Origin of the sequence: Vibrio sp. B1FLJ16, assembly GCF_905175385.1 — a bacterium.
Taxonomy (GTDB): Bacteria; Pseudomonadota; Gammaproteobacteria; order Enterobacterales; family Vibrionaceae; genus Vibrio.
Genome location: NZ_HG992749.1, coordinates 1,916,795 through 1,934,886 on the forward strand (window position 1 = coordinate 1,916,795; position 18,092 = coordinate 1,934,886).

The window sequence follows — 18,092 nt, forward strand, 5'->3', positions numbered from 1 at the left end:
GATGCTGCCAAATAGAATGAATTTATCGAAAACAACTGAAGAACAGCTAAAGAAGCTAAAGGGATATACGGGTATCTCCCCTAACGTTTCATCACGTATCGCTTTCTTCCGTTCGGTTGAATCTGGTTTTAAGTATTCTCCTGCAGCCGCAAAAAAGCTTGATGGTAGCTCAGTACTTGATAAAGTGACTTGGCTCGGCGATACCCAGTTAGTTACTGAGTTGCTACTAAAGCAAGTCTACCCAGATCTTGATGATAAAGAAACAATGGCAGCTTGGGCTGCGCATGTTGAGGATGGCATAGCTTCTATTCGAAACCTTCGGAATTTAAAAGATTTTTCTTCTTCACTTTAAAATATTAAAATTAAAGCGTGGGTTTTCAAATACCCACGCTTCTATGCTTCTATGCTTCTATGCTTCTATGCTTCTATGCTTCTATGCTTCTAAAGTATACTTCAGTTCACGATCCCGTATTTAGTTTAATAATTACCATAGGCCCTTTTTCATTTAGGAAAAGCTACAATAGTAGCTACATAAAGACGGTAGGTAATTCGCCGGTCAAGATACTATCATCTTGGAATAATACAAGTACACCCAATTATCAATCTTTTAATAATAGTAGAATATCATGAGCTACGTGTCTATTACCTGAGTCGCCATGATCTTGCTTTTTACTTTGACTTAGAAGTTCATAAAACTTAGGTTGTTGAATGTTGTCCAACATTTTGAGTTTTCTCAAAAATAGTGGCCAGTCCTTTTCAGATATACGAATTCCGCTCTTTTCCCAACCTACGTACTTTTCTGAATCCACATATCTACGAAAATCTATTCCTCCTCCATAACTTTCAGAATATCTAACATGAAACTTTTTATTCCCTTTATCCCAAAGGCATATATCAACGAGCTCGCAAAAATCTAGACTTAATGTTTTAATAAATAACTTGAGCTTTTCTAGAGGCACTCTGAAGCCAGATCTACTAGCCTTTCTTATATTGTCATTGTCTAGATAAAAATAACGAATATCATAACCAATAATGCTTCCATCCTCTTCTTCTATTAGACAGAATAACAATTCACCATTTTTATAACGTTTTTGAGAAAGATCCATTTTTGCTATCAATCTGACTGATTTCGTTGAAAAGTCCAAATTAAATCTCCAAGTCACCTAAATTAAAGCTATCAGAGCCATCTTGACTATTATTTTTAAATAATAGTTCTTTGTTAATGATTAACAAAAAATGGTCTAATGACTCCAAAGTGCCAGCCAACTCCCTGCTTAACCTCTCAAGCCCACCATTAGCATATTCTTCAAAAATTGTCGCTCTTTTGTTCACATTATCATCACCCTCAGCCAAGATGTGAGCATCTTTTTCATCTTTCATTGCTAATAAATATACAAGTGTATCGTGGCTGGAGTTTTCAAATACATTAAACTTAATAGGGTTAGAGGATGCCTTCTCAATTTTCTTTCTTTCATTGTGAAAAAAACCATACGCAGCCGCAAAGCTTAAGCAATCAGCCATACTAGAAAACACTTTTTTATGCTCTTCTCCAGAACACAATAACTCAATAAGGGACTGCTTATCTTTGTCAAACTGTATACGTCGATCAATCATAATCACGAGACCTCTATGATTTCTGTGAATTCATAATCATTCGGGCTTCTTTTTACCAATGGATAGCCTGAACCATTAATAACTGCTTCGTCGTTAATATCAATGTCTTGTCTAGGCGTATAGTAGGTAAGTACATACTGTTTTCCTACTTTTGCCCCCATCGTGTCAGATACTTCTCCCCTCCATTGTGTTTGAGATGCTAATACTACGACCTGATCTGCAATTTTTGGCAAGTTATCAGCTATTTGTGTGCGATAGTTCTGGTCTAAAGCCCCAAACGGCGAATCCATTACTACCGGGTAACTAGCTGCGTTTGCTACACCTAAATCCTCATTTCTCTTTTTTTGCTCTCTTACAACATCGATAATGGCCCCAATAAAAGAAAGGCTTAGAATCTGACTTTCACCTTGAGATGCAGCTACATCCATTAGCTCCCCCCCAGCCTTTTCACTAAGCCGAATCGCATAATTTTCAGATAAAGTAGCTATGTAGGGGGTTAGTGACATGTGAGCAAACAATTCTCGCACTTTATTTTCAAGTGATAGCCTAAACGATTTATCGTATAGACCGAGCATTTCTTTCATACGATCATGAGCTTCCTGAGCGGCGGCTACTCTCACTTGCGCGATTTGCTGTTTTCTCTCATTTGCTTTAGTTTTTTGGATCTCATCATCAATCACTTTAATCCGTTCGTTCGAAACCTGAATGTCCCGTTCTTTACTACCTTGCTCACGAGCTAACTCTAAACTTGCCGCTTCTAATTCACTTCGTCGAGTTTCCAACTCACTAATTTGCTCTTCAGGGCTATTCTTCAGCTCAGCTGTTATATCTTCTAGTTCTCTTTCAATATCGCTACTTACTTTTTTAATTTCAATTAGTGAACTTTGCATACCTGAAAATGTGTCGCAAAAATCATTAAGACGTTGTTCGTAATTTCTCGTTTCTCCTCCCATACGAAGGGCTTTTTCTTCAACATCAGCCAATCCGGCTTGCTCTCTCCAGCGCTCAACATTGCTATACGGTTCAGTACTGGGAATTAATTTACTTCCACAAATACATTCATGCTGCTCTAGGAGATCTTCGACAAACTGCTTCTTGATTCCTGCTGGAAGTTCACCTTTAGTTCTCATTAACTCTATTTGTTGTTTAAAGTCATCTATTAAATTAGAAGCATAGACTAGGTAACCATTTTTAGAGATACTCTCTTTAAGGCTCTTTTTTTTCTCTCTTATTAGATTTCTATTATTTTCACTTTCAGAATTTAACTTATTCCTTCTTTCCTGAGCTTCTTTAACCTCTTGGTGAGCTAATAACCTTTCCTCGATTTCTTTTACTATTTTTTTATTATTGATTTTTTCTTTTTCTATGCATTTTACTCTTTCTTCGCACCTTTCAATAAATATCTCTAATTCTTCTTTTTCTTCTAACTCTTTCTTCACTGCAGGGGAGCCAATTGACTTGTACTCTAATTCTAGTTCTTTTCTAGCTTCATTTAGGTGGTGAACACTGCGTTCAATAACTTCTAATCCTAATAATTTCTTGGCAGCTGCTTTTATTTCATCTTGTTGCTTTTTGTCTGGCTGCACAATTCGCTCAATACGCTCACCATCAAAAAAGAAGTAACTATGTAGATCTTTAGGTAACACTCGGCCAACGTTATCAGAAACTTTATCTTCATAACGCCAATTACCGTCTCCTGCTTCCCACTGCAAAGTAACTTCGCTTTCAGCTGCAGATTGAAAACCAGGGTCGCTATCCGTACGCATTGCTTTTTGCTCACGTCGAATAACGTAATTCTTACTACTGTGCTCAAACTTAATTTCTACCCATGCTGTTACTGTCTCGCCGATTCCAGCTTCTCTTAAAGCTCTTTTATTTACTAGTTGATCTTCTAATTTAAAACCTGATGTAAAACTCTCGTAAAGTGCCCATGTAAACGCATTTAATAAAGCAGTTTTTCCTGAACCATTGTTAGCATGCAAAACAGTTACATTTTTATCTCCTGAACAAAAGGAAATTTTTGGTGTATCACCATAAAACTGTCTAAAATTACTTATCTTTATGTAATCAAGCTTCATCCTTTACCGCCTCTTTAATGATTTGGATTATTTCTGATTTTAATCTTGGACGGTTTTGATGTAATACATCAGTTTCCAGCTTAAGTACTTCTTTCATGATTAATTGTATATACTGAGGAGCTTCTTTAAATGGTTTATGAGGATCTGGTTTTATCATTTCTACAACTCCATTAAGCCATATTTTTTTTGTATAGGAACCAACTTCAATCGCGCCTCTCCTGAATTTAGAGCCAGATCAGCAAACTCAACCACTCGTTGAAGTTCCTTCCTAATTAATTTTCTGTCAATCTGAGTCACTTCTTCATCAATAGGTGGAAGTACTATCATGTCGTAAATTGTGGCACTGTGTTTTCCTTCATATTTTCGTAATACGCGCCCTCGCCGTTGAATAAACTGTCTAGGGTTGGTACTACTAGCCAAAATAACAGCAGTTTTTATTGCTGGAATATCAACACCTTCGTCTAAACATCTTATTGCCACTAGTCCTTGTGATTCTCCTGAAGCAAGTGACTTCTTAAGGTTCCCACGCTCTTCTATGCTAGTTGAGGCCGTATACTGACTCACTTTCATTCCTAGCTCTACGCCAAGCAGTCGTGTTACAGCCTCAATTTGACGAATTTCACTTTGGTCAGCATCACTATCAACCCTTCCATCACCACAATAAAAAAGCATATGAGATTCATCTTGCAAACAAGTTGCAACTTCATGTAATGCTTCAAGTTTGTTATATGCTGAGGACATCAACCTAGCTCTCTTGATGAGCAAGCTTTTTAACGCTTGCCCTCTTTCACTTTCCTCTTCCGAGTATGCGAGTTTAGAGATGCTCATCGATAGCTCAAGATATTCATCGTGCTCACTATCCGTTAGTTCTACTAATATTGGATAGTAATAATAAGGCGTAAGCACTCCCATTTTTATAGCATCTGCGATACCTAATTTGGGTTCTAAAATCTTGCCAAAATACTCGATTATTTTGGACGTACCTTCATCATCGTGCAAGCGCTCTGGTGTCGCAGAAAGCCCTAATCGCATAGGGATTGAATGAGGAAGTACACCACGTAGCTTTTTAGCTCCCATGTTATGAACTTCGTCAGAAACCAAGAGTGTCTCTTTGGGAAAATGCTCTAATTTCGACTGAAAAGTATCCGTCATAAATGTTGATGTTGTAGCTATAACTACATTTAATTGCTGATTACTTTTTTGTTCAATAACACTTTGAAGTAGCTGATTGCCCAGTAACGAAACCCACTTTCTCTTATTATCAAAAGCCAATATGGGGTTAGAACCAAAGTTCCTACATTCCTCACCCCACTGCGATACCAAATGCTTATATGGACAAACGACAATTAACCACTTTAAATTAATTTTTTCATATAAAGCGCTGGCAAGAGCTAATGCTGTAATAGTTTTACCCGTACCTGTTGCAAGTTGGAATACTCCCTTTCCTTGGTTTTTAAACCAATTATTTATGGCCTGGCGCTGATAATCTCGTAAATTAATACTTGGAGGCACCGAAAAGCGGTTAATTTGGGAGAACTCGATGTCTATATGTTCAAAAGCTGGAGGTACTGGCTTTTTATATGGCTCTAAGAGCTCTTCCGTCGCATCTGTAAAATCAAAAACCTCTAGCGAAGTTGGCTTTCCATCCCAAAGCTCTTCAAATCTCGCTACTTTCCTTGAAACTCGTTTATGAGGGTCGTCCCAGCTCCAATAAACATCTATCGATTCCTGGTTGTCGATCAGCCCGCCGACTGTTTCATTTGCAGAGCCTGTAAATGCAACAACGTCACCATTTACATCACGAAAATATCCAAACTTTTCATGAAACATACCTCTAGCGATGCGGCCATTTCTATCTACTCTAATCGCTAATTTTATATCTAATATTTTATTTGCTATTAGCCAAGAGAGTAAGTTGAGATGCTCATTACGGCCTGTTTTATCTATTGATGCTTCAAAGTGGGCTTTAGCAATTTCTTCTCTAGATTTGTAACCTAAATTAATCGCCTCTATATCTTCTTCTGTAAGCTTTGGCGATGCGATCATATGAATGCTACCTTTAGAGCGAATAAACTGCTCCATACCAAATGTAACCAGACCTAAGCCGTCACTAGTAAAATATCCCACAGCACGACAATATGATTGTGAGACAGAGAAACAAGGTCTATAAAAAGCACCAAGCATATCGGAACGCTCGCTACTGTACTCAATATCTAGTTCAATATCCCTTAAAGCTTTATATGTGTTCATTTTCTCTTAGAGCTTTATATAAGTGTCTTGTTATATAGCATAGTTAAAAGGATGGTATTTTAGATAGTCAATTGATATTTCTGTGACTCACTACATATTGTAAGATTGCTATAAAGCGGATACAGAGGACGCACTTCCACACATTCATCCCTGCATATTTTTACGCTATGATAGAACATCGTATCTGGTATCACAGGCTTACAATAGAGTTATCAAACAGATATACCAGTTTCCGCTTGTTTTTAAGGTGGCAGTGATATTCTGTTCATTAAATCATTGCCATTTTAAAGGAAGCGGAAGCAGGTATCCCCGCACGAGAACTTTGCCGCAAGCATGGGATATCGGATGCGACGTTTTACACATGGCGCAAGAAATACGCAGGACTGGATGCCTCTGAAGCCCGTCGCCTCAAGGCTCTGGAAGACGAGAACGCTCGGCTTAAAAAGCTGCTGGCTGAAACGCTGCTGGATGCAGAAGCACTTAAAATCGCTCTCAGCCAAAATGACTGACCGTCGAGGACAAGCGCAAGGCTGTTAAAGTCATTCAGAAAGGCACCCAGCTTTCAGAACGCAGAGCCTGTCTGCTCGTCGGTATTAAACGCGCGTCAGTGCGATATCAACCTCAATCTAATCGCGAGGATGATAAGCTTCAGGCTCGTATAAAAGAACTGGCATTAGAACGACGTCGATTTGGTTATCGTCGAATCCATCGCCTTCTGAGGCGAGAAGGTTTTGATGTTAACCATAAGCGAGTTTATCGCTTGTACTGCGAATTAGGCTTAATGGTCAGCAAACGGAGACGTAGAAAATCACAGTATGTTGAGCGAGAGCCTCTCTTGCTTCCTTCAGTACCAAATCACACTTGGTTTATGGACTTAGTGATGGATGCGCTCAGTAACGGCAGACGGATTAAATGCCTGACGATTGTGGATGACTACACAAAGGAGTGTCTAGATATACCTGTTGCTACGGGGATCTCGGGGTATGAAGTCGTGATGACGCTGGAGTCTATCGCTGCGTTTCGAGGTTATCCAGAAGCGATTCGAACGGATCAAGGTCCAGAATTTACAGGGAAAGCGCTCGACCAATGGGCTCATCAGCATGATGTGATTTTGAAATTAATCCAAGCAGGAAAACCGACACAAAATGCTTATATTGAAAGTTTTAATGGTAAGTTCAGAGATGAATGTTTAAACGAGCACTGGTTTAGGGATTTGAGTCATGCTCGTGACCTAATCAACCTCTGGCGAATGGATTACAATGAAAATCGCCCCCACTCAGCTTTGGGTTACCTAACTCCTTCTGAATTTTCAGCGACAACAAGAACGGCACGAAACAGCGGTAATTTAACAAGCATTACTAATAAAGTTCTGGATTAGTTCTTGGGGCAGGTCAGTACTACCCAGAGCTTGATAGTAAAGAATACCAACAAGCTTGGGCAGCACATGTTGAGGATGGGATTGCTTCGATTCGTACTCAGCGAAATCTTAGTGATTTATCAACATCAATATAGATTCTCATTAGCATGGCCCTATTCAAGGGCTATGCATTCTAAACCGAATTAGTGACCTAATTAAAACCAATATATTCCTAAGAAGTAAGATATTTAATCGATTTCCTCGTCACTTATTAATTCTTCACTTGTCGGAAAAAGATCTACTCCTTCAGAAATTTCAATTTTTGGGTATGTTAAGCTTGGACTAAAGCTACTGTACTCAGAAGGAAAGTTAATACATCCAGAATCTTGAATACAAGGAATACCCCATCGCTTAATAATAAAATCAATATACGCTATTTCCCTAGAAAGAATTTGATGCTCTTTCCACACAGAGCCATCTGTATGGTTTTTAATCAACTTCTCGCTATTTGTGGCTGAATGTGAATTATAGTCGTATTCACAATCAGGATCATGCAACTTAAGCATTATAGACTTTCTAGCTAAGTGGCTGTTTCCATTAGTAATTACTAGATTACCTAGTCTATGACACCATTTTTCTGCCACTAAGCTGTCAGGCCAATGAGCTTTCCACCATTCAGAACTTGATATCGATTGAGGTAAGATGTGTTCAATACTTGACTGCTTCTCATCATCACTATTTTTCCACTCAACAACTGCAACAGAAGAATTAAAAAGCTCATATTCGTAAAGGAAATAATACCCATAAGACCAATTTCTATAATTAATCTCTCCAGAAATTAATTTTTCTACATTAGTTAAAAGTGGAGAATTGTTATAAAGCATACGAGCTATTTCATTTAAAACATCATCTTTAGAAAAATTAGTTCTTAAAACACGATGTGATAGTTTCAATAGTTCTTTCGAGTTTTTATCAGTACGATATCTAGAAATTGCATGCATTCTAAATGTGTATATCTCACAAGCTCTAGAAATTTCTGAGAAATCTTCCTTATTTGTGATAGCATAATGAGATGCAGCTAAAAGGCTTCTAGTTATACCGACTAAACCAAGTCTTTCTATTTTCGTTAACCAATCAAATGCCTGCTTACTACAAAGCTCTTCATAATATTTTTCTTTACGTTTACAATTGATGAAACCATATGATTTAGAATATGAGTCCCATAGTTGAATAAAAGCTTTAAGATTATTAGCTTTGCTATCACTATTTCCTTCAAGTAATATTCTATATTCACTTACAAACTTCTCATGCACATCTGAATTACTTGAAGAATATCCATGGAAAGTTGAGAATAATTCGGAAATAAATGCATTTTCACTATTTCTACTCCCAACCCCAAAACTTTCTAAGTTGGATATCGCTTTATACCAAACATCATCTACCTTTATATCTATTCCCCTTCTTTCACACACTAAGATGCAAAAGTTTTTAATTTTATCAAACTCTGTAAGTGGTAAGCCACGTGAATTTATAGCATCAAATGTCAAATATCTGTCTATCATCAAATCGGATAAATCCACATCAATTAACTGTACTTGATGACAGATCTTATTTCTGAATTTTTTTAGACTTTCACTGGTAGTAAGCTCTGAAACAAGTCTATTTTTGATATGTTGATATGCCTTTTCTAGGCATCTAATCGGTGGTGTTTTTGTAGCAGGTGGCTCAGATGGACTATTCAGCAACAAATAAGACAAAAAATCGTTAATTTTTACATTTTCATTCGAAAGTCGTAACTTAACACCATCTTGCTTATAAGTATATAATCTCTCTAATTGTTGAGAATCAATAGTCTCCTTACCATCAATTTCTAGGAATCGGTCTCTTAACAACTTAAGACAAATCATAAATGTAGTTAATCTTTGCTGACCATCTTCTAAAGAATAGCGATAATTAGGACTTTGAGTTTCCTGTTCCATAAAGTGATCTATTTTTGAACATATTATAGTGCCTAAATAGTGGCATTTATCTCCCATTAATTCCATATCACTAAACAAATCATCAATTTCTTTATAAGTCCAACTATAACCACGTTGGTTTTTTGGTATAACAAAAGCTCTTGCCCCAAGAAGTTTCTCTATTGAAATCATTTAAAATCTGACCTTTACTCTACATTTATTTTTTGTGTACACGCCAACGCACAAAGTGGGGCTGCATAATCTAAAGTTGCTCTTGTATAGGTAGCTTCAACTAAAGTCCTAATACCGTCTCCAAACCTTTCATTAACCCTTGGAACTCCTCGGTTGTGCAATTCTTTACCAAGTCGTCCCAATTGCTTATATTTTTTCATATAAATTTTTATCTCTAGGCTATGATCATCGGTAGTTTCATACCATTCTCGTAGCGTAACTACTTCTGCATTTCGCTTTGCTAATTCTACTTCCTCAATTTTCGCTAACACCTCAGGTGTTTTACGAATGCTTACTTTTTTGCTATTCATAAACTGGCAACTCCCAAAACGCCCTATCGCGCATCTTAACTATCTTCTTCGCGCCATCAATGTATAAGCTGTAGTGCTTCTCTAGCTTATTGATGGTTTCCATGAGCTTCTCTTGCTCTGCTTTTTCGTTTACACCAAACATGGCTTTAAGCTCTTGCGGGCGGATCTTCGCAACGCGGTGAATTACCCATGTAAGCACATAACTTGAGTAGTCGTTCTCACCAGTTTGGAAGTGCGTAATATCTTGAGTAGACAGAATCACACCAACACCATACTCACGACCTTCTTTTAAGATCTTGCGCAAACTTGGGAAGTTTTGAGACATAAAGTTGTCGGCTTCGTCCACCAAGATCATCTTAGTGATTTGTCGGAAATCGCCTTGAACTTCTGGCTTACCTTTCTTCTGCATTTGTGAGTAGAACAAATCCAGTGTTAAAGCTACTACGAGGTTTTGAATCTCTGACGGGTAACCTGCCAGCTCTACAACTGTAATGCCATCAACGAGATCGTAAAGGCTCATACACTTGGTGTTATCGTCTTCAAAAATTTCTAGTTCGTATAGGCTTTCAAGTGCCGCATATAATGAATCTTCATCTGGATCAGTTTCAATAAACAACGCCCAAACATCTGCAATTGTTGGTGCTGCTTTTGTCCAAGTGCTTGGATCCGCCTTGCGAATACCTGCCAACTCATAAGCTTCACCCACCAGCTTACGCAGGCGCAGTTGCTGTTTTTGACCTAGATTGAACGCTTTGCCCATGGTCTCTGAGAAACCGCGTGCGGTATGCACTGGCAGCATTGGCGTATCACCAAACAGGCTCAGTGGGTTATATGGCAGTTTGTGAAGGTTAAACTTTTTACCCGCTGTTGCTTGCTGGAATTTATCGTCTACATAATCTGACTTGTAGTCGAAAATCAGCATACCTATTGATGCGCTGTTCACGTTGTCTGCTTGGCTTCGGTAAAGCTGAGTGATCACCGACTTGGTAAACTGAGTTTTACCCGTACCCATGGTGCCAATAATACCGGTATTGGTATTCATAAATTTGGCGGTATTGGTTGGCTCCCAGTTCAGCGGTGCTTGCGTCAAAGCATTGTGACCAAAGAGCACATTTAAGTTGGTGCCCGATGATTGTGCTTTGAATGAATCTACGGCTTCTGAAGCACCTTGCACCGAAGCATCTCTCTCTGAATCTGCTTGCCCTTCTTCTATTTCAGCGCTAGTCCCTTTAGTTTCGGTGTTTTTCTCCGTCTCAGAACTAACAGCATCGTGAGAAACCTTATCACGAATAGCATCAGCGTGACTGTCGGCTTCGATAACTTCAGCCTGAGTTTTTCCATTGAGTACATACTCAGTCGGCACGTGGCAAAGCTTGACGATATCTAAGTCTCCGAGTACTTCTTGTAATGGCGTTTCTACTAAGCGAGGAAGCAAGCCCATCGGAAGGTCGACTTTTAGCACGCCTTCCAACATTTGGTATTCTGGTTGCAAGCAACTTGCGCCTTCAAGATGGCTGACAACAAATCCATCTGGGTAATCAGCAACTTTTGCTAGCGAGTAATCGCCTTTCAGCCACTCTTCTTTGTTGTCTAGTAGTGCGTCAAAGTAGTTTGGATCGAACACGTTGTACAAGCGGTACTTGTCTACCTGCATTAGCACTTGACGCATGAACAGGCCGCGGTAAAGTTTGCTGGCAAGGTTGTCATTCCCAAGCAGATCTTCGCTCAGGTAACGCAACAACTCTTTTGATTGCTTAACTGCTTTTTTGTAGTCCGGAATTGAACCCGTTTTTACTTCCACTGGCAGCAAGTACATGTCTTGCCCTTTAAAGCCTACGAGCAATACATCATCAGAAATCTCGCCTTTTTTGTAACCATGAACGTTACGCGAGAATTCACTGTCGGACATTTTCAGGCCGATGTTACCTGAAACACGGATCATTTCTGCTACTGAAAGCGGAACCCAAGTAATGTCTGAGTTGTGCACTAAGCTGGTTACAAACTTATAAGCACCAATAACACCTTTGCGCTCTTTGTTAATGGTTGGCGCACAGGTCATCATCTTCAACAGCCAATCGCCATTAAAGGCATTGAACTCGTTGATTTGACCACCATCACCCTGCTTAATGACTTTTTCAAACAGACCACGCTGCGCCGTTACGGTAATCGCATCATAACTGGATGAGCTGGTGTACTGATCGGAATAGTGAATCAGCACCACATCTTCATTGCTATGGAAGAAGTCTAATGTCACTTTTGGATCAATGATGGTTGTCCAAATGGAGCTGTCGTATGAACGTTCCAAATCATCTTTAAAAGAATCGTTAACAGCAAGCACAATAGCTTTTTTACCATCGTATTGCGTATTTGGCTTGAGTGAAGGAAGTCTCAGTTCTCCAATTAGCTTTGCCATCCGTAAATGCTGGAAGTCCTGATAATCAGTTCCTCTCAAACCAAAGCCAGTTAAGTAAGATTCAGCTTGATTTTCAGACGCATCGCCTGTTAATAAACCATCACATGCTATTCCTGATGCCATGCTTTCAATGCCAACTTCCGAACAATCAACATCCTCATTGTTACGAAAGAAAGTAAGATGAGCATAAGACTGACCGCCTTTTTCAGCTTGTGTATTGGTGAATTTGCTGTAGGTTAAACGAGTGCGAAGGATATCAATAATAGTATCCGCCACTTCACGTACCTTGCCTTTGTTCAGCTCTAACCACTCTTTCAGTTCATCGTAGTTTGCTGTTTCTGCAAAGCGGTCAAACGCATTAAACGTCAGTTTGTCATCATAAAGGTTGATGTGAATCGAAGCCGCTTGTTCTTGATTACTACGGATGTAATCCACTAACCCCATGAACAGTTCTTCAGCGCTGTCTTGATTCACTGCATTAATGATGATGCTCTTCTCTGAACCTGTGAATAATTGACTAAATGCGGTTTGGAACTCGTCGATTTTTTCTTTGACGAGTTTACGAACGAATGTCAGTGAGCTCTTCTCTTGAGGGACACTCTTGATCCAAAACGCGTTTTCTTTCACTTGTTGGTTGTAAGCAAACTCGTGCTGAGGATGATAAACATAAGGCAGTAAGCCTTTTGGTGATAAACGCTCAAACGTCACATCTGGCAAGCTAGCGAAACTTTCATCTTCACGAATCACTTTGCGCAGGTTTAGGTAGTAAGCCAAGATTAATGGGTGGAACGGAGAGTAATATTCTTCACCTTCAGATTTAACCAAACCAATTTGCAGCGCCGCTTTTTGCTCTTTGGTCAGCATACTGCCCGTTGGAATCGCTTCAAAATAAGCAAGACTTGCATCTACTACATTTTGTATAAGCGTCGTGAAATCATCCCCCCAAGAGGCTAGAGATGGCGTACTACGGCGCTGTTCAAGGTAATCATATAGTTCGACATAGGATGAATGCATCGCGTCATCAATGGCTTGAACATCATCCAACTTGATTTTGTCAGAGTCAGAAATAGACACGACTTTGTCATTGATGAAGGCTTCTTCCCAGCGCAGCAGTTTTAAACGAACACCAGGTACAACAAATTCGCTGTTATCGATGCCGACTTTGCCTTTTTGGGAGTAAAACTCGCCGTTGTATTCATCTTTGAATAACTTATGGTAACGGCCTCGGTTAAGTAACAATGGCAAGCTCAGCGAGTCTGTCGCGACTGCGCCTTCAACATTAAATTTCAGTTTGTTGTCGCCCGATTTTACTGCAAAGTCGATTTCATCTGCTTCGTTCGCAAGCGCCTCGAAATCCACCAGAGAATACTCTGCTACGTCTACGACTTGCTTTGCATCCGCCAAAGAACAAGCTGTACCCTCTTCAGCTCGAATCTGAAGCTTATTTTCTTCCATGTTCAAGGTTAAACGCTGCTTAGCAGGAGTAGGCTCGATCAAAAAGATGTTTTTGAATGGCTCGATGTAAAACTCACCCTTGCGAATAACAAGACAGCGAAAGTTGTAGACCTCCGATTTATTCTCACGCTTCAACGCTAGGTTGAAAAACAACGGTTCGTTATTGTAAGTACCTTTCAAGCTTGCTCGAGTCGTCTTCAAGCCATTCAGCGTTGAAATCACCTCTTGATTACCAAGTGCTTTAGCTGGTTGAATTTTAAACTGGCTCTTTTCTAGATTGCTTGCACCTTGGAAAATCAACTTTAATTCAAAGTCATTGACACCTTCATCTAGCTCAATGATAAGGTGACGATCACGCATACCTGCTTTGGTTTCTGCACGGTTTCGCGCAGTAATGGTCATGCCTTCGCTAGCTTGCTCTTCTTCAAGGACAAGTTGCTGCTGTGCATTGCGTTTTTTCTCTTGCAGAAACGCTTCAAATTCAACATCTTTCCACGCATCAGTTTCAGAGAAGTTTTCGTTAATGAATTTTTCACCAAACGACTTCAAACGGTCCTGAAGCTGGTCGCCGAAGTGTTCCACTTCAAAAGAAAGTTCTTCATAAAGTGCACGGTTGTCTTCCAGACGTTTTTTGATTTGCTTTGGATTGCCACTCATCTCTGCAACGAGCGGGTCTTCAAACATACCAAGTTCATTAAAGCGCAGATCACCATCTTCCACAGCTTTATATAATGATTCGAAACCGAACATGGTCGCGCCATCGTCAAGGATCGCATCAAACTGATCATCCAAAAGACAATTAGACACATCACGGCCTTTGTCTTGTTGTTCAATCAGCCCTTTCATCGCTGCTTTGATTTTACTTGGGCTCCACACCTGACCAAGCTGTGCCAGATCTTCTGCCGAGTTAATCAAGGTATCCAACAAGCTATTGTGAATTACAACCAGCGCGCAGCCCTTCAAGTAGCCGGACTGGCTTGCAACTTCATCACGTAGGTGAGAAACATAGTTTTCGGTAAAGCCTTGGTACTCAGCAGGATCTTCACTATGAATAACAGGTACGATCTTACAGTTAGACAACTGAATAAATGGCAGCTCGATACCGTTGCTCGCACTAATACTACTCTGTGAATGTGCGCTCATCGCTTTGTACAAACGCACACTGTTTTCGCTATCTGGTGACTTGAACTGATAACGGAAGCCTGCCTTGATGTGAGTTTCAGCGTCAGCTAAAAACTGTTCAACTAGAAAGGTCTCAAATTGTTTTACGGACATAAACTGCGTCTCCACTATCACTCATGCGCTCAACGTTGCCAATGCGCTCATAGAATTTAATTAGTTCTTGTTCGGTTTGTTTATCAACGAAAATGCCACGTTGTTTAAATGCAGCGATCAGTTCGTGGAAACGGAGCTTGTCTTTTTCTCCAACAACAAGGTTGGTTAATAAAATGATGTAGTCTTGGTTGAGAACCAAAACTCGACCACTACGGCCTCGACTTTGAATAAAATGAGATGCGAGATGCTTCTCTACTTCTGAAACGTATTTTTTGTTGATGTTGAATCGCTCACCAACACTAAACTGAGCCGTGGCTAACTTCATAATATGACCAAGCCAATCAAGGGCAGATTCCGACTCATCAAGTGATGTATCTAAATTACGTTGCGTTTTAAATGCTCGAGCAAAGTTCTCTAGATCACTCTTTAGGTGTTCATAACGGGATTCTTGAATACCCTTGAAATCGCCCACAATGGCACTTTAGTTGCACTCTTATATCCCATACCTGGTTGTAAAAGCTCTAACATTGTCAGCATCGGGAATAAACGAGTCGCAGACTCATTGAATAGCTTATAACCGTGATTTTTTATGTGTGTACGTTCATTACTAGCACGCTCATGATCCATGATAAAGTACAGCGGCTTAGCAACTGGCGCCTCGCCAGAGCGCCAATCTGTGAGCGATAGACTCAATTGAGCGGTGTAAGCAAAACCATAAAAAGACAAGAACGACTCAATTTCACTTAACAGGTACTTAGGACGACTTGCCAAAAACTTCAAATCATCACGAAATGCTTTAGATAGATATGGCAGATATGGGTGCTCAGTCGCTTGCATCGATGAATCAGCTTTCATCTTACCGCGCAACGTAGAAAGCATCTCGCGTTCAATGAAGTTTAATTTTGCATCAAAATCTTCGACACGCATATTCTGTAGTAAATTTATGTACATAGCGGCGATACGAGAGTCACCAGCAACAAATTCGCCTTTTTGCGCACGAAACAGCAATAACTCAGGGCTAACAGAAAAGATATCTTTGTCATCAAAGTACATTTCGCTTAGTACTTCCCAAAAGCCTTCTTCACCTAGCTTCTCTTCAAACGCAGACTGACAATCAGATACAAAATCTTCATATTTGTACCCTTCAATTTTCTTGCGAAATAAACCACGTAATACCAAGCCAATTACTGCATCACTGTCAAAGTCATTACCTTTGGTACGAATTGGTAAATAGCTGTTTAAGCTGTTCTTATTCGGTACGTTTTCCGCCGTTTGTGGCAAGTTCGGATTAAACGGTTTGATGTATTTATCCATTGTCATCTTAGATACCACTCACTTCGAAATATTCATCATCTTCATTGACGATCTTGTAACGCTTATCGTTTTTCAGAATAAACAAGGTGTTTTTCTCGTTCGCTACAGTGATGATTTGCTCAATCACTTCATCCAACAAAAGCACCGCATTCTTATCATGTTTGTTAGGTCGATAGCCCTGATTGATTTTTTCTAACAGTTCAAACAAATTGATACTAATTGGAATTGGGAGAAGTGCGTTGTCATCTGCACGGATATACGTATTAAAGGAACCAATTTTACTGACACCTCGCGTTTTGATTGCAGTAAAATCCGACTTAACTTCTAGCTCAGCTGCAATTTTAAAACCGTTATATTCAGAAATGAAAAATTGGTCTTTATCAAGAGTTGGCGAGTTACGATTACAGTAGCGGTGGATAGCCGCAATTAGGATATCCTTGTAGAATTTGTTTAACTCTTTTTTCTGCTTGCCTGAGCCGTCAAACTCGCTATGAAGCAACCAAGTGTTTGCATACTTATTTACTAAGGAGTTATCAAAATCCGCTTTTAGTTCGTTGATGTAAGCGTTAGCGAACTGCTCTTCATCTTTTAACAAATACACCATACGCAAGTACGATGCAGCATTTGATACGTCAAAGACACCTATAGACTTCATTTGATTTTTAAGATTTGTAAACCCTTCATTTTCAATACCTAGACCAAATTGCAAAACAAACTCATCAATTTTGCGAGTATGAATGTTGCTTGGGTCGAAACTTTGGATATGCTCTAAAAGCTCGTTGTCAGCACCAGAGAACAAATTATCAAATAAATAACCGTCCATTGCTAAAATCTGAAAGACAAAATCTAGCAAGGCACGTGCTGTCAAAAATTGGTCTTTAATTAAACGAGTTTTCAACAACAAAGCAATAATATTCTTCTGGACAGAGTCCAAAGCCAATAAAGCGTAATTGGCAGTCAACGTGCTATGACCTGATTTTTCCACTTCATTCGCATAGAGCGCATAAAATGGGTTTTCTAAAGTTGGCTCAGTTAAGCGAGCAAGAAATTGAGCGGCAAAATCGGAAGTGCTCACTTCATGACCAAGGGTAAACTTAGGGTAGCGTTCGAAATCTAGAAATAGATGATTTGGTGGAATGTCGTTCGTTTTATTTTCCAGAAAAGCCTTTATCGACGTTTTCACGTCGTAATGTTGGTCAGCACCTTCCTCAGCATAGTTACCCAACATACCAATATTGATGCCGATGACGAGTGGCTTGTCATTTTCTTTAAACTGTGAAAAACGTTCATCTAGCGCGTCAATAGCCGTCTGACTCGGATTGAAACTGTGTGTCGCATCAAGATGAAAATCATGCGTTGCTTTATGTTTTTGGCTGTATTGAGTCAAAATTTCCGACTTACCGTCGCCACTACTGCCACACAAAAAGATGATTTCGTCCTTTTTAGCAGACAAAAGTGCCCGCTTAAAATCAGCTTCAATGTCAGTTTTGATATAGATATGACTTTTATATTCAGCCAGAAGATCTTGATTTTGATCTCTTTCAGTACTTACCGCATAAGGCGAAGATTTAGAGAGAATGCTGAGGGATTGTGCTAAATTCAAAGATATTTCTCTTAAACAGTTAATTAACCACAAAAATTCTGGGTTAGGTTTTATCAAACGGAGGGATTGTCAGATACAACGCTTCAGATAAAAATTGACTAAATGAGTATTTCACAACCATTAATTATGCAACTAAGGCATATTACTTACTCTTGCACTAAAGTTGTACTCTAACCTTTTGAAAATTAGAGCTAACTGAGATTCTTTTAAACGAAGGCATTACATTTATGTGC

At 39.4% G+C, this 18,092-nt stretch carries 10 protein-coding genes and 3 pseudogenes; 3 read left to right on the plus strand and 10 right to left on the minus strand.

Annotated features, from left to right (window positions below; genetic code table 11):
* The first annotated feature begins 1 nt into the window (after nt 1).
* Nucleotides 2–352, plus strand: a complete 351-nt coding sequence (gene dndE / locus KHN79_RS08715) for a DNA sulfur modification protein DndE (RefSeq protein ID WP_182008422.1) — start codon at nt 2–4, stop codon at nt 350–352.
* Nucleotides 353–599: 247 nt separating this feature from the next.
* On the opposite strand, the gene KHN79_RS08720 is transcribed toward dndE, so the two are convergent.
* Genes KHN79_RS08720 through KHN79_RS08740 form a run of 5 tightly spaced genes read right to left on the minus strand, consistent with a single transcriptional unit; the run spans nt 600 to nt 5,942 of the window.
* Complete coding sequence (locus tag KHN79_RS08720) at nt 600–1,145, minus strand: hypothetical protein (protein WP_182008423.1); 546 nt, start codon at nt 1,143–1,145, stop codon at nt 600–602.
* 1 nt (nt 1,146) lies between these two features.
* Nucleotides 1,147–1,614, minus strand: a complete 468-nt coding sequence (locus KHN79_RS08725; protein ID WP_182008424.1) for a DNA phosphorothioation-associated protein 4 — start codon at nt 1,612–1,614, stop codon at nt 1,147–1,149.
* 2 nt (nt 1,615–1,616) lie between these two features.
* Complete coding sequence (locus KHN79_RS08730; protein ID WP_182008425.1) at nt 1,617–3,692, minus strand: AAA family ATPase; 2,076 nt, start codon at nt 3,690–3,692, stop codon at nt 1,617–1,619.
* The gene (locus tag KHN79_RS08735) at nt 3,682–3,849 is read right to left on the minus strand and encodes a hypothetical protein (protein WP_182008426.1); all 168 of its coding nucleotides are present in this window, start codon (nt 3,847–3,849) and stop codon (nt 3,682–3,684) included. The genes KHN79_RS08730 and KHN79_RS08735 overlap by 11 nt, the downstream gene beginning before the upstream one ends.
* A 2-nt stretch (nt 3,850–3,851) precedes the next feature.
* The gene (locus tag KHN79_RS08740) at nt 3,852–5,942 is read right to left on the minus strand and encodes a DEAD/DEAH box helicase family protein (RefSeq protein ID WP_211907239.1); all 2,091 of its coding nucleotides are present in this window, start codon (nt 5,940–5,942) and stop codon (nt 3,852–3,854) included.
* Nucleotides 5,943–6,214: 272 nt separating this feature from the next.
* On the opposite strand from KHN79_RS08740, the pseudogene KHN79_RS08745 reads away from it, so the two are divergent.
* Together KHN79_RS08745 and KHN79_RS08750 are read left to right on the plus strand one after the other, a co-directional pair.
* Nucleotides 6,215–7,320 (plus strand): annotated as a pseudogene (locus KHN79_RS08745) (IS3 family transposase).
* A 17-nt stretch (nt 7,321–7,337) separates the two neighbouring features.
* Nucleotides 7,338–7,454, plus strand: a pseudogene (locus KHN79_RS08750) (DndE family protein); the annotation flags it as partial.
* A gap of 93 nt (nt 7,455–7,547) precedes the next feature.
* On the opposite strand, the gene KHN79_RS08755 reads toward KHN79_RS08750, so the two are convergent.
* From KHN79_RS08755 to dptF, 5 genes and pseudogenes are all read right to left on the minus strand, one after another.
* Nucleotides 7,548–9,449: a DUF262 domain-containing protein gene (locus KHN79_RS08755; protein WP_182008427.1), complete on the minus strand. Its 1,902-nt coding sequence runs from the start codon at nt 9,447–9,449 to the stop codon at nt 7,548–7,550.
* A gap of 14 nt (nt 9,450–9,463) precedes the next feature.
* Nucleotides 9,464–9,799, minus strand: coding sequence for a hypothetical protein (locus KHN79_RS08760; protein ID WP_182008428.1), 336 nt, complete (start codon nt 9,797–9,799; stop codon nt 9,464–9,466).
* Nucleotides 9,792–14,942, minus strand: a complete 5,151-nt coding sequence (dptH, locus tag KHN79_RS08765) for a DNA phosphorothioation-dependent restriction protein DptH (protein ID WP_182008429.1) — start codon at nt 14,940–14,942, stop codon at nt 9,792–9,794. The genes KHN79_RS08760 and dptH overlap by 8 nt, the downstream gene beginning before the upstream one ends.
* A pseudogene (gene dptG / locus KHN79_RS21745) lies at nt 14,923–16,262 on the minus strand (DNA phosphorothioation-dependent restriction protein DptG). Before dptG ends, dptH begins: the two are co-directional and overlap by 20 nt.
* Nucleotide 16,263: 1 nt before the next feature.
* Nucleotides 16,264–17,859 carry a DNA phosphorothioation-dependent restriction protein DptF gene (gene dptF / locus KHN79_RS08775; protein ID WP_182008881.1) on the minus strand — a complete coding sequence of 532 codons (1,596 nt, stop codon included), beginning with the start codon at nt 17,857–17,859 and terminating at the stop codon, nt 16,264–16,266.
* Nucleotides 17,860–18,092: the final 233 nt, after the last annotated feature.

Coding starts and splice junctions, on each gene's coding strand:
- dptH (WP_182008429.1), bottom strand. CDS start 14,942: ATGTCCGTAAAACAATTTGAGACCTTTCTAGTTGAACAGTTTTTAGCT.
- KHN79_RS08735 (WP_182008426.1), bottom strand. CDS start 3,849: ATGATAAAACCAGATCCTCATAAACCATTTAAAGAAGCTCCTCAGTAT.
- KHN79_RS08730 (WP_182008425.1), bottom strand. CDS start 3,692: ATGAAGCTTGATTACATAAAGATAAGTAATTTTAGACAGTTTTATGGT.
- KHN79_RS08760 (WP_182008428.1), bottom strand. CDS start 9,799: ATGAATAGCAAAAAAGTAAGCATTCGTAAAACACCTGAGGTGTTAGCG.
- KHN79_RS08755 (WP_182008427.1), bottom strand. CDS start 9,449: ATGATTTCAATAGAGAAACTTCTTGGGGCAAGAGCTTTTGTTATACCA.
- dndE (WP_182008422.1), top strand. CDS start 2: ATGCTGCCAAATAGAATGAATTTATCGAAAACAACTGAAGAACAGCTA.
- KHN79_RS08725 (WP_182008424.1), bottom strand. CDS start 1,614: ATGATTGATCGACGTATACAGTTTGACAAAGATAAGCAGTCCCTTATT.
- KHN79_RS08740 (WP_211907239.1), bottom strand. CDS start 5,942: ATGAACACATATAAAGCTTTAAGGGATATTGAACTAGATATTGAGTAC.